Origin of the sequence: Serratia sp. YC16, assembly GCF_009707615.1 — a bacterium.
Taxonomy (GTDB): domain Bacteria; phylum Pseudomonadota; class Gammaproteobacteria; order Enterobacterales; family Enterobacteriaceae; genus Serratia; species Serratia surfactantfaciens.
The window spans coordinates 166,322-184,704 of sequence record NZ_WLYN01000004.1 but is presented as its reverse complement, the minus strand read 5'-3'; the positions used below and the strand labels follow the sequence as shown (position 1 = coordinate 184,704).

The following is an 18,383-nucleotide window of genomic DNA, read 5'->3' as shown; positions in this document are numbered from 1 at the left end:
ACGGTTATAGTGGATATTATTAAGTGAAAAATCCCTGCGGAACAACGAAGTCAAAATAGGAGTCATCATGACCTGGGAGTATGCGCTGATTGGTTTGGTCGTCGGTATCGTGATTGGTGCGGTGGCGATGCGTTTTGGCAACCGTAAATTGCGTCAACAACAAGTCTTGCAGAATGAGCTGGACAAGAGCAAAACCGAGCTGGAAGAGTACCGTCAGGAGCTGGTCGGCCACTTCGCCCGCAGCGCCGAGCTGCTGGACAACATGGCGCGTGATTATCGCCAGCTGTATCAGCATATGGCGAAAAGCTCCAACAACCTGCTGCCGGATCTGCCGATGCAGGAGAACCCGTTCCGCTATCGCCTGACCGAAGCGGAAGCGGACAACGATCAGGCGCCGGTGGAAATGCCGCGCGACTATTCGGAAGGCGCTTCCGGCCTGCTGCGCGGCCAAGGCGCGCGCCGCGACTAACATCTCGCCCTTCGCCCGCGGGGCCACCCGCGGGTTTATTTCTCCGTTTGCCTGATTGACCTTCCTTCGCATTACCTTTACTGAACTTTGCACGCAAATTCACGGTCTTACCCTTCACTATGACAAGGTGATTGCCTTATCATCAAATTTTCATCGGCAGGTATTGAGAGAGTTATCATCAATGAAGAAAAAATCGTTAATTCTTAGCGCATTGGCAATGAGCCTCGGCCTGGCGCTCAGCTCCGTACCGGCGGCTAACGCGGCCCTGCCCGTCGCCGTTCAGGGTCAGCCGCTGCCGAGCCTGGCGCCGATGCTGGAAAAAGTCTTGCCCGCCGTCGTGAGCGTGCATGTCGCAGGCACTCAGGTGCAGCGCCAACAGCTGCCGGAAGAGTTCAGACGCTTCTTCGGCCCTAATTTCCCCGGCCAACAGCAGAGCTCCCGCCCGTTTGAAGGGCTGGGTTCCGGCGTGATCATCGACGCCGCCAAAGGCTACGTGCTGACCAACAACCACGTCATCAACAACGCCGATAAAATCCGCGTGCAGTTGAACGACGGCCGTGAGCTGGACGCCAAGCTGGTCGGCCGCGATGAGCAATCCGACATCGCCCTGCTGCAGCTCAGCGACACCAAAAATCTGACCGCCATCAAGATGGCCGACTCCGATCAGCTGCGCGTCGGCGACTTCGCCGTAGCGGTCGGTAACCCGTTTGGCCTGGGCCAAACCGCCACCTCCGGCATTATCTCGGCGTTGGGCCGCACCGGCCTGAATCTGGAAGGGCTGGAAAACTTCATTCAGACCGACGCCTCGATCAACCGCGGCAACTCCGGCGGTGCGCTGGTTAACCTGAACGGCGAGCTGATCGGCATCAATACCGCCATCCTGGCACCGAGCGGCGGCAACGTCGGCATCGGCTTCGCCATTCCGAGCAATATGGCGCAGAACCTGAGCCAGCAGCTGATCGAATTCGGCGAAGTGAAGCGCGGCCTCTTGGGCATCAAGGGCAGCGAAATGACCCCGGACATGGCCAAAGCCTTCAACACCGACGCGCAGCGCGGCGCCTTCGTCAGCGAAGTGCTGCCGAAATCCGCCGCCGCCAAGGCCGGCATCAAAGCCGGGGATATTCTGGTTTCCGTCGACGGCAAGCCGGTGAACAGCTTCGCCGAGCTGCGCGCCAAGGTCGGCACCACCGCGCCGGGCAAAACCCTCAAGGTCGGCCTGCTGCGCGACGGCAAACCGCAGGAAGTCTCGGTCACGCTGGACAACAGCGAGAGCGCCTCGACCAACGCCGAAACGCTGTCGCCGGCGCTGCAGGGGGTTTCCCTCAGCAACGGCGCGCTGCCGAGCGGCGACAAGGGCGTGAAGGTGGAGAACGTGGATAAAGGCTCGACGGCGGCGCAGATCGGCCTGCAAAAAGGCGACGTGATCATCGGCGTCAACCGCCAGCGCGTGGACAGCATCACTGCGCTGCGTAAGGTGCTGGAAGCCAAGCCGCCGGTGATGGCGCTCAATATCGTGCGCGGTAACGAAACCATTTATCTGCTGCTGCGTTAATTTGTGCAAAAACCGGGCTCGGTGACATACTGCGCCCGGTTAACTCATGCTATCCTCCGAACATCGTTCACCACACCACGAAAACTCCATGTTTGCTAAGCTCTTGCGTTCTGTCGTTATCGGTCTCATCGTTGCCGGCCTGCTGTTGGCCGCCCTGCCCATGCTGCGCTCTTCCAACGGCCTGTTTGCAGAAAAAACCGAGAATACCAGCGACGAAACGCCGGTGAGCTACAACAAAGCGGTGCGCCGCGCTGCGCCCGCCGTGGTGAACATCTACAACCGCAACCTGAACGGCGCCGCCAACGTGCTGTCGCTCGGTTCCGGCGTGATCATGAACGAACGCGGCTATATCATCACCAACCGCCACGTGATCAAAGACGCACAGCAGATCACCGTGGTGTTGCAGGATGGCCGCCGCTACGAAGCGCTGCTGGTCGGCTCCGATGGCCTGACCGACCTGGCGGTGCTGAAGATCGATCCCGGCAATTTACCGGTGATCCCGACCAATAAAAATCGCGTTGCCCACGTCGGCGACGTGGTGCTGGCGATCGGCAATCCCTATAACCTGGGGCAGACCGTCACTCAGGGCATCCTCAGCGCCACCGGGCGCATCAGTATGAGCACCACCGGCCGGCAGACGTTCCTGCAGACCGACGCCTCGATCAACCGCGGCAACTCCGGCGGCGCGCTGGTCAACTCGTTGGGCGAGCTGATCGGCATCAACACCCTGACCTATGACAAAATCACCGACGGCGAAACGCCGGAGGGCCTCGGCTTCGCCATTCCGATCGAACTGGCCACCAAAATCATGGACAAGCTGATCCGCGACGGCCGCGTGATCCGTGGCTATTTCGGCATTCAGGGCAAAGAGATCATCCCGCTGCGCTCGTCCAATTCCGGCATCGATCGCCTGCAGGGCATCATCGTGACCGAGATTACGCCAAACGGCCCGGCGAGCAGCGCCGGTTTCCAGATCAACGACATCATCATCAACGTGGATAACAAACCGGCGGTGTCCGTGCTGGAAACCATGGATCAGGTGGCGGAGATCAGGCCGGGCACCGAGATACCGGTTATCGTGCTGCGCGACGGCAAGCGCATTACGTTGAAAATGACGGTGGGTGAATTCCCGGAAGACAGCAATTAAAAAAGGGCCGGCTTGATAGCCGGCCCTTTGATTTTCATCCTGCCGACGCAGCCGCGCCGGCGCTAATGCGTTATTCGCCTTTCACACGCTCGATGTTCGCACCCAGCGCGCGCAGCTTGTCTTCAATACGTTCATAGCCGCGATCGATGTGATAGATGCGATCGACAACGGTCACGCCGTCGGCGATGCAGCCGGCAATCACCAGGCTGGCGGAAGCGCGCAGGTCGGTCGCCATCACCTGAGCACCGGACAGCTGTTCAACGCCATGACAGATCACGGTGTTGCTCTCGATTTCCGCGTGCGCGCCCATGCGGATCAATTCCGGCACGTGCATGAAGCGGTTTTCGAAGATGGTCTCGGTGATGACGCCGGTGCCTTCCGCCACCAGGTTCAGCAGGCTGAACTGGGCCTGCATGTCGGTCGGGAAGCCCGGGTGCGGCGCGGTGCGCACGGTGACCGCCTTCGGACGTTTGCCGTGCATGTCCAGGCTGATCCAGTCTTCGCCCACTTCGATATCGGCACCGGCTTCGCGCAGCTTGGCCAACACCGCATCCAGGGTGTCCGGACGGGTGTTGCGGCACATCACTTTACCACCGGAAACTGCGGCGGCGATCAGGAAGGTACCGGTCTCGATGCGGTCAGGCAGCACGCGATACACGCCGCCACCCAGACGCTCGACGCCCTCGATGGTGATCTTGTCGCTACCGGCGCCGCTGATCTTCGCGCCCAGCGTGTTGAGGAAGTTGGCGGTATCGACAATTTCCGGCTCACGCGCGGCGTTCTCGATAACGGTGGTGCCGGTCGCCAGGGTCGCAGCGCTCATGATGGTCACAGTCGCGCCCACGCTCACCTTGTCCATAACGATGTGCGCGCCTTTCAGGCGGCCATCGACGGACGCCTTGACGTAACCTTCTTCCAGCTTGATCTCGGCGCCCAGCTGCTCCAGGCCGGTGATGTGCAGATCGACCGGACGCGCGCCGATGGCGCAGCCGCCCGGCAGAGAAACCTGACCGCGGCCGAAGCGCGCCACCAGCGGCCCCAACGCCCAGATGGAAGCGCGCATGGTTTTCACCAGATCGTAAGGGGCGCAGAACTCGTTCACGCCGCTGGCGTCCACAAAGACTGAACCGTTGCGCTCAATCTTGGTACCCAATTGGTTGAGTAGTTTAATGGTGGTGTCGATGTCCTTCAGTTTAGGGACATTCTGCAGCTCGACCGGCTCTTCCGCCAACAGGGCGGCGAACAGGATCGGCAGGGCGGCGTTTTTGGCCCCGGAAATAGACACTTCACCGCTCAGGCGAGTCCGACCCTGCACACGAAATTTATCCATCTGACTACTCTCTGTTATCTAATCTGAAGCTGCCCGCCCGGCAGGGCAAACAGCCTTAAAATCCGTTGAGTTTGCGGTCTCGCTGCCACTCTTCAGGGGTGTACGCCTTGATAGACAAGGCATGAATGCGGTTGTCCGCAATGTATTCCATCAGCGGCGCGTAAACCGTCTGCTGTTTTTTGACGCGGCTCATGCCGGCGAACAGTTCGCCGACCACGATCGCCTGAAAGTGGCTGCCGTCGCCCGTCACATGTACTTCATCCAGTGCCAATGCCTGCATCAGCACGTCTTTAATCTCGTTGGTTTCCATAGTATCCAGTTCTGCCGCTAAAGGATCATAAACAGCCTAGTATCTTAGTGGAATACGATGTTTTCTTAAACTAAAGAAAAAGCCCCTGCGTAACAGGGGCTTTGTATCGCTTTACCACGTAAAGGCGGCGTAAAACGCCGCTAACCGGCGGTATCGACAGGCATTATCGCCTGCAGGTTGTAGAGCGCGATCAGCGTTTTCAAGCGCTCGGTAGCGCCGAAAATTTTTAGCGCGACGCCGCGTTGGCGCTGCTCTTCCTGCAGATGCAGCAACAGCGCCAGCCCGGAGGAGTCCACACGCTGCAGCTGCGCCACGTCTATCGCGGTTTTATCCGCCATCAGCGCGTCGCGCTGCCGCCACAACGGCTGCAGCGTTTCCCGGTCCAGTTCACCGCGCAGGATCAGCGTCTGCTGCTGTGATTCGAAGCTGAGCGCTGCCGACATCAGTTTTTCTTGTCCAGCGTGATAGGCTGCGCGGCGGCGGCCTGCAGCTGTTTGGTCAGGCCGTCGATGCCCTGGGTACGCAGCGTAGACGCCCACTCGTTCTGCTTGGTGGTGATCATGCTGACGCCTTCGGCGATCATGTCATATGCCTGCCAGTAGCCGGTTTTGCTGTTCTTGCGCCATTGGAAGTCCAGACGCACCGGCGGGCGGCCGCCGTTGTCGATGATGGTGACGCGAATGGCTACGATATCGGCATTGCCCAGCGGCTGTTCAGGCGCGATCTGGTAAGTCTGGCCGTGGTACATCGCCAGCGCCTGGCCGTAAGCCTGCTCCAGGTAAGACTGGAAGGCGGTGAAATAAGCTTCGCGCTGCGCAGGCGTCGCGTCTTTGTAGTAACGGCCCAGCACCAGCGCACCGGCGTATTTCACCTGCACGAACGGCATCAGTTCCTGATGCACGATGGCGCGCAGATAATTCGGGTCCTGCTTGATCTTCGGCTGTTCGTTCTTCAAACGGCTGAAGGTCTTCTGCGCCGCTTCTTGCATCATGCTGTAAGGATTGGTTTGGTCGGCTGCGCTCGCCAGCGGCGCAACCACCAGCAGGGCCACCATCAGTAAACGTTTAAACATGCAGGTATCCTCTCTTAATGATTTGGAACAGCGGGTTGCGGTGCAGCGCCGGCAGCCGGCTCAGCGGCCGCGTCTCCCGATTTGGCGCTGTCCTGACCGCCGCTTTTATACAGGAACTGGCCGATCAGATCTTCCAGAACCATGGCTGACTTGGTGTCCTGAATGGTGCCGCCGTCTTTCAGAATGGCGGTGCCCATTTCAGGATCTTCGAAGCCCACGTTAAGCGCCAGATATTGCTCGCCCAGCAGGCCGGAGGTGCGGATCGCCAGCGAACTGGTATCCGGGATTTGGTCGTACTTTTTCTGGATATCCATCGCCACGCGCGGCGTGTAGGTTTTCGGATCGAGTTCGATGTCCGCCACGCGGCCGATCACTACGCCGCCGATCTTCACCGGCGAACGTGGCTTCAGGCCGCCGATGTTGTCGAACGTCGCGTAAACGCGGTAGGTCGGCTCGCTGCCGATCGATTTAAGGTTCGCCACCTGCAGGCAGATAAACACGATGGCGCACAGCGCGATCAGCATAAATGCCCCAACCCAGATTTCACTCTTCTTCGTTTGCATCGAATCAATTCCCAAACATCAGTGCTGTCAGCACGAAATCCAATCCCAACACCGCCAGTGACGAATGCACCACGGTCCGCGTCGTCGCCCGGCTAATCCCTTCAGAGGTAGGCACGGCGTCGTACCCGTTGAAAATGGCAATCCAGGTTACGGTAATGGCGAACACCACGCTTTTGATCAGGCAGTTGAGCAGATCTTTTTTCCACTCTACGGCGCCCTGCATCGCCGACCAGAAGAAGCCGCTGTCGATGCCCTTCCAATCCACGCCGACCACCGAGCCGCCCCAAATGCCGATCGCCACGAAGATGATGGTCAACAGCGGCATGCTGATAAGCCCGGCCCAGAAGCGCGGCGCCACGATGCGCCGCAGCGGATCGACCGCCATCATTTCCAGGCTGGAGATCTGTTCCGTCGCCTTCATCAGGCCGATTTCCGCCGTGAGCGCGGAACCGGCGCGGCCGGCGAACAGCAGCGCCGTCACCACCGGCCCCAGCTCGCGCAGCAGCGACAGCGCCACCATCATGCCGAGGCTGGCTTCAGCGCTGTAGGTGGTGAGCACGATGTACCCCTGCAGACCCAGCACCATGCCGATGAACAGCCCGGAAACCATGATGATCAACAGCGACTGCACGCCGACGCTATAGAGCTGCTTCAGCAACAGCGGCCACTGCTTGCCGGGTTCCGGCCGGCCAATCAATGCGTTGAACAGCATCAGCCCGGCGCGGCCGAAGCTGGCGCTGGTGTTGATGCCACTGCGCCCCAACGACGCTAACGCTCTTAATAACATGAGCTTATTTACTCCCTAAGCCTAGCAGTTCAGTCTGATAGTCCCCGGCCGGATAGCGGAACGGCACCGGCCCATCCGCTATACCATCCAGGAACTGGCGCACGCGCGCATCAGGATTGTTCTGCAATTGCTGCGTGGTGCCTTCGGCGATCACCCGGTGATCGGCCACGATGTAGGCGTAGTCGGCGATGCTCAGCACCTCCGGTACGTCGTGCGACACCACGATGCAGGTAATGCCCAACGCATGGTTCAGCTCGTCAATCAGCTTGACCAGCACCCCCATGGTGATCGGATCCTGGCCGACGAAGGGCTCGTCGAACATGATCATTTCAGGGTCCAGCGCGATCGCCCGCGCCAACGCCGCCCGGCGCGCCATGCCGCCGGAGAGTTCATTGGGCATCAGTTGGGCCGCGCCGCGCAGCCCCACCGCTTCCAGCTTCATCAGCACCGTGCTGCGCAGCAGGGGTTCAGGCAGGTTGCTGTGTTCACGCAGCGGGTAGGCCACGTTTTCGAATACGGTCAAATCGGTGAACAGCGCGCCCGACTGGAACAGCATGCTCATCTTTTTGCGCGCGTCGTATAACTGACGGCGGGACAACGCGGGAATGTTGTCGCCGTCAAACCAAATCTCCCCGCTGTCCGGCGTCAGTTGACCGCCGATCAGACGCAGCAGCGTGGTTTTGCCGATGCCCGATGGCCCCATGATCGCCGTGACCTTACCGCGAGGCACCGTCAGGTTGATGTCTTCAAATATCCGTCGGTCGCCGCGCGAGAAGCTCATGTCGCGCACTTCGACCAAATTATCTGCCTTTTGGAGCATGTTAATGGACCCTTTACGACTCATCTTTTGCTGAATCTACCCGTGATGTTAAAGCAATGGGCGCAATCCGTCTCATCTTTACAAAAACTTACTGCCATTTCGCAACCAATGGTGCCATTGGTTTTACTTTTCCGCGCCACCCGGTCAAAATTGGCGCCATAACGAAAAAAAACGAAAGTGTTCAACTATTAGCCGGGAAAAACCGTTGCTGCGACTCAAACGCGCGCAACGGAGGGCAAGCAATACCGCCGCATTGACGGCTTTAACCAACGAACCGGGATAATACCCGACAAAGGACCCTGCATGTTTCTCGCGATAGCATTATTAATCGTTGGTTTATTTCTACTGGTGTACGGTGCAGACCGCTTAGTTTATGGTGCTGCCGTGATTTCCCGCTCGCTCGGCGTGCCGCCGTTGATCATCGGCATGACCATCGTCGGCATCGGCACGTCGCTGCCGGAGTTGATCGTGTCGACCACCGCCGCGCTCAACGGGCAGATAGATATGGCCGTTGGCAACGTATTAGGTTCCAACATCACCAACATTTTATTGATCCTGGGCGTCGCGGCGCTGATCCACCCGCTGGCGGCGCGCTCCGAAATACTGCGGCGCGAACTGCCGTTGATGTTAGCGGTCACAGTATTGTGCGGTTTCGTGTTGATGGACGGCACCCTCAGCAGGCTGGACGGCGTGCTGCTGTTGGCCGCCGCCGCCGGCTTCATCCTGCTGATGCTGAAAATCGCCCGTCTGGCGCAGCGCGAGGGCAGCGACAGCCTGACCATGGAGCAGATCGCCGAGTTGCCGCAGGACAGCAGCAACACCGTGGCGGTGCTGTGGCTGGTACTGGCGTTTATCATTCTGCCGCTCTCTTCCAGAATGGTGGTCGATAACGCGACGGTGATCGCGCACTATTTCGGCCTGAGCGAACTGGTGGTCGGGCTGACCATTATCGCCATCGGCACCAGTCTGCCCGAGTTGGCCACCTCCATCGCCGGGGCGCTGAAGGGCGAAGATGATATGGCGATTGGCAACATCATCGGCTCCAATATTTTCAACACGGTGATCGTGCTGGGCGTACCCGCCCTGCTGTCGCCGGGCAGCGTGGACGCCGCCGCCTTCCAGCGCGATTACTGGGTGATGCTGGCGGCCAGCGTGCTGCTGAGCGTGCTGTGCATCGGCCGCAAACACCGCATCGGCCACCTGGCGGGCGCGCTGTTATTATGCGGCTTTATTGCGTATCTTGCGGTGCTGTTCTTTAACCCTTTCAGTACTTTCGGCTAAACCGACGGGAATGAGTATGTCGAACATTGAGTTGCAACCGGGCTTCGATTTTCAACAGGCCGGTAAAGAAGTGCTTCAGATAGAGCGTGAAGGGCTAGCCCAGCTCGACAGCTACATCAACGCAGACTTCACCCACGCCTGCGAAACCATCGCCGCCTGCAGCGGCAAAGTGGTGGTGATGGGCATGGGCAAGTCCGGTCATATCGGCTGCAAGATCGCCGCGACCTTCGCCAGCACCGGCACCCCCTCATTCTTTGTTCATCCGGCGGAAGCCAGCCATGGCGATTTGGGTATGGTCACCTCGCAGGACATCGTGCTCGCGATTTCCAACTCCGGCGAGTCCAGCGAGATCCTGGCGCTGATCCCGGTATTGAAACGCCAGCAGATCACCCTCATCTGTATGACCAACAACCCGGAAAGTTCGATGGGCAAAGCGGCGGATATCCACCTGTGCATCAAGGTGCCGCAGGAGGCCTGCCCGCTGGGGCTGGCACCGACCACCAGCACCACCGCCACGCTGGTGATGGGTGATGCGCTGGCCGTCGCGCTGCTGAAAGCGCGCGGGTTCACGCCGGAAGATTTCGCGCTGTCTCATCCGGGCGGCGCACTCGGCCGCAAACTGCTGCTGCGGGTTAGCGATATCATGCACAGCGGCGACGAAATGCCCCACGTCAGCGCCGACGCCTCGTTGCGCGACGCGCTGCTGGAAATCACCCGCAAAAATCTGGGCCTGACGGTGATCTGCGACGATCTGATGAAAATCGCCGGCATCTTTACCGACGGCGACCTGCGACGGGTGTTCGACATGGGCATCAACCTGCACGAGGCGAAGATCGCCGATGTCATGACGCCGGGCGGCGTGCGGGTGCGCCCCAATATCCTGGCGGTCGATGCGCTGAATCTGATGCAACAACGCCACATCACCGCGCTGTTGGTTGCCGATGGCGACCAATTGCTGGGTGTGGTACATATGCATGACATGCTGCGCGCCGGCGTCGTTTAATTAAGGAATAGAACGGAATGGGTATGGTAGAAACCTGCTACGGGCCGGTAGAACAAGAGGTTATGGCGCGTGCCGGGAACATCCGCCTGTTGATTTGCGACGTTGACGGCGTGCTGTCGGACGGCCTGATCTTCATGGGCAACAACGGTGAAGAATTGAAGGCGTTCAACGTGCGCGACGGCTACGGCATCCGCTGCTTGAAAACCTCGGACATCGAGGTGGCGATCATCACCGGTCGCTCCGCCAAGCTGCTGGAAGACCGCGCGCAGACGCTCGGTATCACCCATCTGTATCAGGGGCAATCCGATAAGCTTTTGGCCTTCCGCGAACTGTTGGATACACTGTCGTTAACGGCGGATCAGGTCGCCTATATCGGCGATGACCTGATCGACTGGCCGGTGATGGCGCAGGTCGGGCTGGCGGTCGCGGTGGCGGACGCACACCCGCTGCTGACGCCGCGCGCTCACTATGTCACCCGCATTGCCGGCGGCCGCGGCGCGGTGCGCGAACTGTGCGACATCATTCTTTTGGCTCAAAATAAGCTGGAGGACGCCAAAGGGCTGTCGATATGAGTAAAACCAAACTGTGGATCACCATCCTGTTGACGGTGATCGTTCTGGCGCTGATCGGCTGGAACATGACGGACTTCAGCGACGACACCGCGCCTGGCCCGGCCAACGATCAGGATCCGACCTACCAGAGCCAGCATACGGTCACCGTGGTGTACAACCCGGCCGGCAAGCTGAATTACAAGCTGGTGGCGGAAGACGCGAAGTATTACACCGCCGGCGAGCTGAGCTGGTTCACCCAGCCGGTGATGACGCTGTTCGATGAGAATGCGGTGGCCACCTGGTCAGTTCGCTCCGATCGCGCCAAACTGACAAAAGACCGGATGCTGTATCTGTATGGTCACGTCGAGGTAAACAGCCTGACCACCACCTCGCAGCTGGAAAAAATTAAGACGGACAACGCTCAGGTAAACCTGGTCACCCAGGACGTCACCTCCGATGACGAAGTCACGCTTTACGGGACCAATTTTACCTCTAACGGCATGAAAATGCGTGGGAACCTGCGGACCAAAACCGCTGAGCTGATTGATAAGGTTAAGACCAACTATGAAATCCAGAACCAAAAACCAACTCCGTAATCTGTTGATCGGCAGCTTAGTTTTGGCCGCCAGCGCCCCTGCTCTGGCGCTGAAATCCGACTCCAGCCAGCCGGTCAGCATCGACTCGCTCAAGCAGTCGTTGGACATGCAAAGCAACGTCAGCACCTTCACTGACAACGTGGTGATCAAACAGGGCACCATCGATATCCGCGCCGACAAGGTGGTGGTCACCCGTCCGGGCGGAGATCAGAATAAGACCTATATTGAAGCGTTCGGCAACCCGGTAACCTTCTACCAGATGCAGGACAGCGGCAAACCGGTCAAAGGCCACGCGCAGAAAGTGCGTTACGACGTGGCGACCCAGCTGGTGACCCTGACGGGCAACGCCTATCTGGAGCAGCTCGACAGCAACGTGAAAGGCGATCGCATCACCTATCTGGTGCAACAGCAGCAAATGCAGGCGTTTAGCGACAAAGGCAAACGCGTGACAACGGTTCTGGTACCGTCGCAGTTGCAAGACAAAAACGGGCAAAAAAAGAGTAACTAATCACTTATGGCAACACTCATCGCAGAAAACCTGGCGAAAGCCTACAAGGGCCGTAAAGTTGTCGAAGACGTCAGCCTGAAAGTGAAATCCGGCGAGATCGTCGGCCTGCTCGGGCCGAACGGCGCCGGTAAAACCACCACCTTCTACATGGTGGTCGGCATCGTGCCGCGCGACGCCGGGCGCATCGTGATCGACGAAGAAGACATCAGCCTGCTGCCGCTGCACGCCCGCGCGCGCCGCGGCATCGGCTATCTGCCGCAGGAAGCGTCGATCTTCCGCCGTCTGAGCGTGTACGACAACCTGATGGCGGTGTTGGAGATCCGTCCCGATCTCACCAGCGAGCAGCGCGAGGACCGCGCCAAGGAGCTGATGGAAGAGTTCCATATCTCCCATCTGCGCGACAGCCTCGGCCAGGCGTTGTCCGGCGGTGAACGCCGCCGCGTCGAAATCGCCCGCGCGCTGGCGGCCAACCCGAAATTCATTCTGCTGGACGAACCCTTCGCCGGGGTGGATCCGATTTCCGTTATCGATATCAAGAAAATCATCGAGCACCTGCGTGACAGCGGCCTGGGCGTGCTGATCACCGACCACAACGTGCGCGAAACGCTGGACGTGTGTGAACGCGCCTATATCGTCAGCCAGGGCAAACTGATTGCCCACGGCACGCCGGATGCTATTCTGGCCGACGAGCAGGTAAAACGCGTTTATCTGGGCGAAGAATTCCGCCTCTGAGCGCCGGCGCGCCCTGCGGAGCGACACCGTTAACGGAAGTAGACAGAAGACTATGAAGCAAGGTTTGCAACTCAGGCTCAGCCAACAGCTGGCCATGACTCCTCAGCTCCAGCAGGCGATCCGCCTGCTGCAGTTGTCCACGCTTGAGCTTCAGCAAGAGATCCAGCTGGCGCTAGAGAGCAATCCGTTGCTTGAACAGACCGATCTGCACGACGAAATCGACGCCAAAGAAACCCAGGATACCGAGGGGCTCGATACCCGCGAGGCGTTGGAACAGAAAGACATGCCGGAAGAGCTGCCGCTGGACGCCACCTGGGATGAAATCTACACCGCCGGCACCCCGTCCGGCACCGGCACCGACTACAGCGACGACGAGCTGCCGGTCTATCAGGGCGAGACCACCCAAACGCTGCAGGATTACCTTATGTGGCAGGTGGATCTGACGCCGTTTTCCGATACCGACGCCGCCATCGCCACCTCCATCGTCGACGCGGTGGACGACACCGGCTACCTCACCGTCCCGCTGGAAGACATTCTGGAAAGCCTGGGCGACGAGAACGTGACCCTCGAGGAAGTCGAAGCGGTGTTGAAGCGCGTGCAGCGTTTCGATCCGATCGGCGTCGCCGCGCGCGATCTGCGCGATTGCCTGCTGGTGCAGCTCTCCCAATACGCCAAAGACACCCCTTATCTGGCCGAAGCCCGGCTCATCATCAGCGAGCATCTGGATCTGTTGGCCAACCACGACTTTCGCAGCCTGATGCGATCAACCCGGCTAAAAGAAGATACACTGAAAGAAGCGATGCTGCTGATTCAGTCGCTCGATCCGCGCCCGGGGCAGTCTATCAATACCGGCGAATCGGAATACGTGATTCCGGACGTGCTGGTGCGCAAGACGCAGAACAAGTGGACGGTGGAGCTCAACGGCGACAGCGTGCCACGTTTAAAGATCAATCAGCAGTACGCCGCGCTGGGCAACAGCGCGCGCAGCGAAGCCGACGGCCAGTTTATCCGCAGCAACCTGCAGGAAGCCAAGTGGCTGATTAAAAGCCTGGAGAGCCGCAACGAAACCTTGCTGAAGGTCACCCGCTGCATCGTCAGCCAGCAGCAGGCGTTCTTCGAGCAGGGCGAAGAGTTTATGAAACCCATGGTGCTGGCGGATATCGCCCAGGCCGTGGAGATGCATGAATCGACGATCTCGCGCGTCACCACGCAGAAGTTTCTGCACAGCCCGCGCGGCATTTTCGAATTGAAATATTTCTTCTCCAGCCACGTGAATACCGACAGCGGCGGCGAAGCCTCCTCGACGGCGATCCGCGCGTTGGTGAAGAAATTGATTGCGGCGGAAAACCCCGCCAAACCACTCAGCGACAGCAAGCTGGCCACCCTGCTCTCCGATCAGGGGATTATCGTGGCGCGGCGCACCGTCGCCAAGTACCGAGAGTCTTTGTCCATCCCGCCGTCGAACCAACGCAAACAGTTGGTTTGACCTCTATTGAGAAGGAAGACACTATGCAGCTCAACATTACCGGACACCACATCGAAATCACCGATCCGTTGCGCGAGTTCGTGAACAACAAGTTCGCCAAACTCGAACAGTATTTTGATCGCATCAATCAGGTGTATGTTGTATTAAGTGTGGAAAAAGTGCAGCAAATTGCGGAAGCAACGGTGCACGTGAATGGAGGCGAGTTGCACGCCACCTCGGAAGACGAGAATATGTATGCCGCAATTGATACGCTGATCGACAAATTGGCACGTCAATTGAACAAACATAAAGACAAATTGAAGCAACACTGACACCCTAACCCATTCCATGAGGTTGCATACGTCGCAGCCTCGCCGTTCGGCGCGTGACCCGCATGGGTGACGCGCCGAACGGTAATCAGGGTTAAAACCGACGAAAAACCGCCTTGCCGGGTCCGCCCAGCGGCGCGGTTTTAAGTGAAGATGAGATGAACAACGAATATATGCAATTAAGCTCGGTGTTAAACATCGAGTGCACCAAAAGCTCGGTACACTGCACCAGCAAGAAGCGGGCTTTGGAAATTATCAGCGAACTGGCCGCCAAACAGCTCAATCTGCCTTCGCAGGTGGTGTTTGACGCGGTTCTCACCCGGGAGCGCATGGGCAGCACCGGTATCGGCAACGGTATCGCCATTCCCCACGGCAAACTGGAAGAGGACACACTGCGGGCCGTTGGCGTGTTTATCCGTCTCGACCAACCCATCGCTTTCGACGCCATCGACAATCAGCCGGTCGATCTGCTGTTCGCGCTGCTGGTGCCTGCCGATCAGTGCAAAACCCATTTGCATACCCTGTCGCTGGTCGCCAAACGCCTGGCCGACAAAACCGTATGCCGCCGCCTGCGCGCCGCGCAGAGCGACGAAGAACTTTACCAAATCATCACCGAGTGATGCCCGGCCGGCGTGACTTCCAGCCCGGATAACGATACTGTTTCACGATGATGGATCCGGCTGTGGCCGGAATAACAAAGTTTCCAACGGTGGCGATGAACGCCGCCGCGATGCCAGGGGAGTTGCCACATGGTGCTGATGATTGTCAGCGGCCGTTCCGGTTCCGGAAAATCCGTCGCCTTGCGGGCGCTGGAAGACATGGGTTTTTACTGCGTTGACAACCTGCCGGTGGTCCTGCTGCCGCAGCTCGCCAATACGCTGGCGGAACGCAATATCTCCGCGGCGGTCAGCATCGACGTGCGCAACATGCCGGAATCGCCGGAAGTGTTTGAATACGCGATGACTCAGCTGCCGGACAGCTTCTCGCCGCAGCTGCTGTTCCTCGACGCCGATCGCAACACGCTGATCCGCCGTTACAGCGACACCCGCCGCCTGCACCCGCTCTCCAGCAAAAACCTGTCGCTGGAAAGCGCGATAGACGAAGAGAGCGACCTGCTCGAACCGCTGCGCTCGCGGGCCGATCTGATTATCGACACCTCGGAAATGTCGGTGCACGAGCTGGCCGAAATGCTGCGCACCCGCCTGCTGGGCAAGCGCGAGCGCGAGCTGACCATGGTGTTCGAATCCTTCGGCTTCAAGCACGGCATTCCGATCGACGCCGACTACGTGTTCGACGTGCGCTTCCTGCCCAACCCGCACTGGGATCCGAAGCTGCGGCCGATGACCGGTCTGGACAAGCCGGTCGCGTCGTTCCTCGATCGCCATACCGAAGTGCACAACTTCATCTACCAGACCCGCAGCTACCTGGAGCAATGGCTGCCAATGCTGGAAACCAACAACCGCAGCTACCTGACGGTCGCCATCGGCTGTACCGGCGGTAAACACCGCTCGGTGTACGTGGCGGAACAGCTGGCCGATTACTTCCGCTCGCGCGGCAAGAACGTGCAGTCGCGCCACCGCACGCTGGAAAAGCGCAAACAATGACGGTCAAACAGACGGTTGAAATCAAAAACAAGCTGGGCATGCACGCACGCCCGGCGATGAAACTGTTCGAACTGGTGCAAAGTTTCGACGCCGAAGTGATGCTGCGCAACGAAAGCGGCACCGAGGCCGAAGCCAGCAGCGTCATCGCGCTGCTGATGCTGGATTCCGCCCAGGGCCGGCACATCGAAGTCGAGGCGACCGGCCCCGACGAAGTCAACGCGCTGGCGGCGGTGGTCGAGCTGTTCAACTCCGGGTTTGATGAAGATTAGCCGCTGAGGGCGCACCTTTGCGCCCAATCCCCCCATATTATCTCCCACTCAGCTCCGGCTCAGGCAGTCCAGCGCCACCGCTTTGAAGCTGTCGAAGCTGTCGCTGCCCAGCAGGCGGCTCATTGAGCGCTCACGCACGAAGGTGACGAACAGCTCGTAGATCGCCATCGCCTCTTCGTAGTCGCTCTTGCTGATCGCCAGCAGGAAAATCACGTGCGCGACCTCGCCTTCGCCCCAGGCGACGCCCTGCGGCGCCAGCAGCGTCACCACCACGGTCTTCTTCGCCAGCAGCCCCAGCGAATGCGGCAGCGCGATGCCCTCGCCCAGCAGCGTGGAGACGATCGCCTCGCGCTCGACCACCGACGGATAAAAGTCCGCGCCGACGTACCCTTCTCGCTCCAACTGGCCGCACACCCGGCTGAACAGTTCCGCCTGCGTCAGCGGCTCGTTGAGCACCATGAAATGCTCGGCGTCGAAGAACTTCTCCAGCATGTACGGCCGGGTGCGATCCACCAGCACCAGCTTGCCCAGTTGCTCCAGCTGATAATCGGTCGGGAACGGCGACATCACCACCACCGGCTTGTTCTTCTCGCCGATGCGGGCGTTGGAAATCACGAAGTCGTCGTCGATATGCGCCAGCATCTCGTAATCGCGCAGCGAAACGATGCGCGTCATCACCAGCTGCGGATACTTGCGCGCAATCTGCGCCTGGATCATGCGCACCGTCGAGTTGCCGGTATCGCACACCAGCATCACCTGCGGGTGGCGTTCATAACCGATGTTGTAATGTCGCTCCAGCCCCACGCCGATATGCAGCACCAGATAGCCGATCTCGTTCTCGCTCAGGGTATAGGGGGTGTATTTGCCCCAGCTGGAGACCGCCGCCAGCGTCACGTCGTAAGCCATCGGATAGTGCTGCTTGATGTTGGCCAGCAGCGGATTGGGGATATTGATCTGGTACTTCACCCGCGTAATCATGGTTTTGATATGGGTGAGCAGATCGGCCCGCAGCTGCTCGTCGCCCTGCAGGTTGTAGTTATAGTGCGCGTTGATGTAGGACAGGATGTAGTCCACCAGCGCTTCTTCATCGTCGGCGTTGATCTCGGTCGGCTGCACGTCCTGCACGCGCCGCGCGGCGATGTTGACCCGCAAATAGGCCTCTTCGGCCATCGAGATCTCTTTGCCGGAGGCCGAACGCAGCTCTGCCGCCAGGCGGGTCGACACCTGGCGCACCGCCTCGTCGCCGTCCTCCACTTCGAAGTCCGGCAGCGGATAGCCGTCGCTGATGCGCCGCAGCGCCACCGCGCAGTAGAAGATCAGATACTGCTCGCCCTCGTCGGTCAGGCGAATGGCGTATTGCGACAGCAGCGGGTGCAACAACCCGGCGAACGCCGCCACCTGCGGCTGCAGCAGGATCTCGTTGTTGAGCAACGGGTTCTCGGCGTCAGCCAGCTGCAGCTGGAACAGCAGATCGGTCAGGCAGGCGCGGATCGCCATTTCCGCGCCGAACAGCTTCATGCCGTAGCGCGGCTTGGTTTCGATCGTCAATTGATAATGCGCCAGACGCTCTCTCACCTCAGCCATGTCGTTTTGCAGCGTGCCGCGGCTGACGAACCACTCGTCGGCCAGATCTTCCAGTTTGAGAGAGAAGGCTGAGGTCAAAAAACGCACCAGCAGATAATGCACCCGCTCCTGCGCGCTGCGCGGGGTAGCCTGCTTGCGGCGCTCCTGCTGCTGCAGGGCGCTGAACAGCGCAGCGTTATCGACCTGCAGACGATAGCCGGCCCCGCGATTATGCACGAAGCGCGCGCCGTATTTGTCCAGGATCTCGTTCAGCGCGGTGATATCCGCCCGCACCGTGCGGGTGGACACGGCGAAACGCTTCGCCAGCTCATCCTGCGGCAAAGTCTCGGTTTGCAAAGCATCGAACAAGTAAGCCAAACGCGGGTAAGGAAATCGCACCATTCTGTGTCCGTCAATCAGGCGGCCCGCCCG

22 protein-coding genes are annotated in these 18,383 nt (G+C 59.5%); 14 read left to right on the top strand and 8 right to left on the bottom strand.

Annotated elements, in window-relative coordinates:
- Positions 1-67 precede the first annotated feature (67 nt).
- The 3 genes from zapG (at position 68) to degS (ending at position 3,168) form a co-directional block, all read left to right on the top strand.
- Positions 68-469 carry a Z-ring associated protein ZapG gene (gene zapG, locus GKN89_RS15170; RefSeq protein ID WP_063918700.1) on the top strand — a complete coding sequence of 134 codons (402 nt, stop codon included), beginning with the start codon at positions 68-70 and terminating at the stop codon, positions 467-469.
- 181 nt (positions 470-650) lie between these two features.
- Positions 651-2,021, top strand: a complete 1,371-nt coding sequence (degQ, locus tag GKN89_RS15165) for a serine endoprotease DegQ (RefSeq protein WP_025160118.1) — start codon at positions 651-653, stop codon at positions 2,019-2,021.
- Between the two features lie 88 nt (positions 2,022-2,109).
- Positions 2,110-3,168, top strand: coding sequence for an outer membrane-stress sensor serine endopeptidase DegS (gene degS / locus GKN89_RS15160; protein WP_019453130.1), 1,059 nt, complete (start codon positions 2,110-2,112; stop codon positions 3,166-3,168).
- A 70-nt stretch (positions 3,169-3,238) separates the two neighbouring features.
- Here degS and murA read toward each other — a convergent pair whose 3' ends face one another.
- The 7 genes from murA to mlaF all read right to left on the bottom strand — a co-directional run bounded on the left by murA (position 3,239) and on the right by mlaF (position 8,050).
- Positions 3,239-4,498, bottom strand: coding sequence for a UDP-N-acetylglucosamine 1-carboxyvinyltransferase (gene murA, locus GKN89_RS15155; RefSeq protein WP_063918698.1), 1,260 nt, complete (start codon positions 4,496-4,498; stop codon positions 3,239-3,241).
- 55 nt (positions 4,499-4,553) lie between these two features.
- The gene (gene ibaG, locus GKN89_RS15150; RefSeq protein ID WP_004937066.1) at positions 4,554-4,808 is read right to left on the bottom strand and encodes a BolA family iron metabolism protein IbaG; all 255 of its coding nucleotides are present in this window, start codon (positions 4,806-4,808) and stop codon (positions 4,554-4,556) included.
- A gap of 140 nt (positions 4,809-4,948) precedes the next feature.
- Positions 4,949-5,251 (bottom strand): lipid asymmetry maintenance protein MlaB, encoded by a 303-nt coding sequence (gene mlaB, locus GKN89_RS15145; protein WP_074055004.1) that lies wholly within the window; start codon positions 5,249-5,251, stop codon positions 4,949-4,951.
- Positions 5,251-5,880 carry a phospholipid-binding protein MlaC gene (mlaC, locus tag GKN89_RS15140; protein ID WP_019453133.1) on the bottom strand — a complete coding sequence of 210 codons (630 nt, stop codon included), beginning with the start codon at positions 5,878-5,880 and terminating at the stop codon, positions 5,251-5,253. Before mlaC ends, mlaB begins: the two co-directional genes overlap by 1 nt.
- Before the next feature lie 14 nt (positions 5,881-5,894).
- Positions 5,895-6,443 carry an outer membrane lipid asymmetry maintenance protein MlaD gene (gene mlaD / locus GKN89_RS15135; protein ID WP_025160119.1) on the bottom strand — a complete coding sequence of 183 codons (549 nt, stop codon included), beginning with the start codon at positions 6,441-6,443 and terminating at the stop codon, positions 5,895-5,897.
- A gap of 4 nt (positions 6,444-6,447) precedes the next feature.
- On the bottom strand, positions 6,448-7,230 hold the full coding sequence (gene mlaE, locus GKN89_RS15130) for a lipid asymmetry maintenance ABC transporter permease subunit MlaE (RefSeq protein ID WP_004937059.1): 783 nt from the start codon (positions 7,228-7,230) through the stop codon (positions 6,448-6,450).
- Between the two features lie 4 nt (positions 7,231-7,234).
- Positions 7,235-8,050, bottom strand: coding sequence for a phospholipid ABC transporter ATP-binding protein MlaF (gene mlaF, locus GKN89_RS15125; RefSeq protein WP_043129180.1), 816 nt, complete (start codon positions 8,048-8,050; stop codon positions 7,235-7,237).
- A gap of 303 nt (positions 8,051-8,353) precedes the next feature.
- Between mlaF and GKN89_RS15120 the strand changes: the two genes are divergently transcribed.
- The 11 genes from GKN89_RS15120 to npr all read left to right on the top strand — a co-directional run bounded on the left by GKN89_RS15120 (position 8,354) and on the right by npr (position 16,388).
- Positions 8,354-9,331 (top strand): calcium/sodium antiporter, encoded by a 978-nt coding sequence (locus GKN89_RS15120; protein ID WP_025160120.1) that lies wholly within the window; start codon positions 8,354-8,356, stop codon positions 9,329-9,331.
- A 16-nt stretch (positions 9,332-9,347) separates the two neighbouring features.
- Entirely contained in the window at positions 9,348-10,334 is a 987-nt protein-coding gene (gene kdsD / locus GKN89_RS15115) for an arabinose-5-phosphate isomerase KdsD (protein WP_019453137.1), read from the top strand.
- Between the two features lie 17 nt (positions 10,335-10,351).
- Entirely contained in the window at positions 10,352-10,906 is a 555-nt protein-coding gene (gene kdsC, locus GKN89_RS15110) for a 3-deoxy-manno-octulosonate-8-phosphatase KdsC (RefSeq protein ID WP_019453138.1), read from the top strand.
- A complete protein-coding gene (gene lptC, locus GKN89_RS15105) occupies positions 10,903-11,481 on the top strand; it encodes an LPS export ABC transporter periplasmic protein LptC (RefSeq protein ID WP_019453139.1) in 579 nt (192 codons plus the stop codon). The genes kdsC and lptC overlap by 4 nt, the downstream gene beginning before the upstream one ends.
- Positions 11,450-11,989, top strand: coding sequence for a lipopolysaccharide ABC transporter substrate-binding protein LptA (gene lptA / locus GKN89_RS15100; RefSeq protein ID WP_025160121.1), 540 nt, complete (start codon positions 11,450-11,452; stop codon positions 11,987-11,989). Before lptC ends, lptA begins: the two co-directional genes overlap by 32 nt.
- 6 nt (positions 11,990-11,995) lie before the next feature.
- The gene (gene lptB, locus GKN89_RS15095; protein WP_004937040.1) at positions 11,996-12,721 is read left to right on the top strand and encodes an LPS export ABC transporter ATP-binding protein; all 726 of its coding nucleotides are present in this window, start codon (positions 11,996-11,998) and stop codon (positions 12,719-12,721) included.
- Between the two features lie 52 nt (positions 12,722-12,773).
- A complete protein-coding gene (rpoN, locus tag GKN89_RS15090; protein WP_019453141.1) occupies positions 12,774-14,207 on the top strand; it encodes an RNA polymerase factor sigma-54 in 1,434 nt (477 codons plus the stop codon).
- Positions 14,208-14,230: 23 nt separating this feature from the next.
- Positions 14,231-14,518 (top strand): ribosome hibernation promoting factor, encoded by a 288-nt coding sequence (gene hpf / locus GKN89_RS15085; RefSeq protein ID WP_004937038.1) that lies wholly within the window; start codon positions 14,231-14,233, stop codon positions 14,516-14,518.
- A 155-nt stretch (positions 14,519-14,673) separates the two neighbouring features.
- The gene (ptsN, locus tag GKN89_RS15080; protein WP_016930212.1) at positions 14,674-15,135 is read left to right on the top strand and encodes a PTS IIA-like nitrogen regulatory protein PtsN; all 462 of its coding nucleotides are present in this window, start codon (positions 14,674-14,676) and stop codon (positions 15,133-15,135) included.
- Positions 15,136-15,264: 129 nt separating this feature from the next.
- A complete protein-coding gene (gene rapZ, locus GKN89_RS15075) occupies positions 15,265-16,119 on the top strand; it encodes an RNase adapter RapZ (RefSeq protein ID WP_015379177.1) in 855 nt (284 codons plus the stop codon).
- On the top strand, positions 16,116-16,388 hold the full coding sequence (gene npr / locus GKN89_RS15070; protein ID WP_004937034.1) for a PTS phosphocarrier protein NPr: 273 nt from the start codon (positions 16,116-16,118) through the stop codon (positions 16,386-16,388). The genes rapZ and npr overlap by 4 nt, the downstream gene beginning before the upstream one ends.
- Before the next feature lie 48 nt (positions 16,389-16,436).
- On the opposite strand, the gene GKN89_RS15065 is transcribed toward npr, so the two are convergent.
- On the bottom strand, positions 16,437-18,353 hold the full coding sequence (locus GKN89_RS15065; protein WP_019453142.1) for a transcription antiterminator: 1,917 nt from the start codon (positions 18,351-18,353) through the stop codon (positions 16,437-16,439).
- Positions 18,354-18,383 lie beyond the last annotated feature (30 nt).

Excerpts from the sequence above, each read along its gene's own strand:
- ibaG (WP_004937066.1), bottom strand. The coding sequence starts at position 4,808 with ATGGAAACCAACGAGATTAAAGACGTGCTGATGCAGGCATTGGCACTG.
- hpf (WP_004937038.1), top strand. The coding sequence starts at position 14,231 with ATGCAGCTCAACATTACCGGACACCACATCGAAATCACCGATCCGTTG.
- kdsC (WP_019453138.1), top strand. The coding sequence starts at position 10,352 with ATGGGTATGGTAGAAACCTGCTACGGGCCGGTAGAACAAGAGGTTATG.
- GKN89_RS15065 (WP_019453142.1), bottom strand. The coding sequence starts at position 18,353 with ATGGTGCGATTTCCTTACCCGCGTTTGGCTTACTTGTTCGATGCTTTG.
- lptA (WP_025160121.1), top strand. The coding sequence starts at position 11,450 with ATGAAATCCAGAACCAAAAACCAACTCCGTAATCTGTTGATCGGCAGC.
- zapG (WP_063918700.1), top strand. The coding sequence starts at position 68 with ATGACCTGGGAGTATGCGCTGATTGGTTTGGTCGTCGGTATCGTGATT.
- mlaB (WP_074055004.1), bottom strand. The coding sequence starts at position 5,251 with ATGTCGGCAGCGCTCAGCTTCGAATCACAGCAGCAGACGCTGATCCTG.
- rapZ (WP_015379177.1), top strand. The coding sequence starts at position 15,265 with ATGGTGCTGATGATTGTCAGCGGCCGTTCCGGTTCCGGAAAATCCGTC.
- degS (WP_019453130.1), top strand. The coding sequence starts at position 2,110 with ATGTTTGCTAAGCTCTTGCGTTCTGTCGTTATCGGTCTCATCGTTGCC.
- npr (WP_004937034.1), top strand. The coding sequence starts at position 16,116 with ATGACGGTCAAACAGACGGTTGAAATCAAAAACAAGCTGGGCATGCAC.
- kdsD (WP_019453137.1), top strand. The coding sequence starts at position 9,348 with ATGTCGAACATTGAGTTGCAACCGGGCTTCGATTTTCAACAGGCCGGT.
- murA (WP_063918698.1), bottom strand. The coding sequence starts at position 4,498 with ATGGATAAATTTCGTGTGCAGGGTCGGACTCGCCTGAGCGGTGAAGTG.
- mlaD (WP_025160119.1), bottom strand. The coding sequence starts at position 6,443 with ATGCAAACGAAGAAGAGTGAAATCTGGGTTGGGGCATTTATGCTGATC.
- rpoN (WP_019453141.1), top strand. The coding sequence starts at position 12,774 with ATGAAGCAAGGTTTGCAACTCAGGCTCAGCCAACAGCTGGCCATGACT.
- degQ (WP_025160118.1), top strand. The coding sequence starts at position 651 with ATGAAGAAAAAATCGTTAATTCTTAGCGCATTGGCAATGAGCCTCGGC.
- lptB (WP_004937040.1), top strand. The coding sequence starts at position 11,996 with ATGGCAACACTCATCGCAGAAAACCTGGCGAAAGCCTACAAGGGCCGT.
- lptC (WP_019453139.1), top strand. The coding sequence starts at position 10,903 with ATGAGTAAAACCAAACTGTGGATCACCATCCTGTTGACGGTGATCGTT.
- GKN89_RS15120 (WP_025160120.1), top strand. The coding sequence starts at position 8,354 with ATGTTTCTCGCGATAGCATTATTAATCGTTGGTTTATTTCTACTGGTG.
- mlaC (WP_019453133.1), bottom strand. The coding sequence starts at position 5,880 with ATGTTTAAACGTTTACTGATGGTGGCCCTGCTGGTGGTTGCGCCGCTG.
- mlaF (WP_043129180.1), bottom strand. The coding sequence starts at position 8,050 with ATGCTCCAAAAGGCAGATAATTTGGTCGAAGTGCGCGACATGAGCTTC.
- mlaE (WP_004937059.1), bottom strand. The coding sequence starts at position 7,230 with ATGTTATTAAGAGCGTTAGCGTCGTTGGGGCGCAGTGGCATCAACACC.
- ptsN (WP_016930212.1), top strand. The coding sequence starts at position 14,674 with ATGAACAACGAATATATGCAATTAAGCTCGGTGTTAAACATCGAGTGC.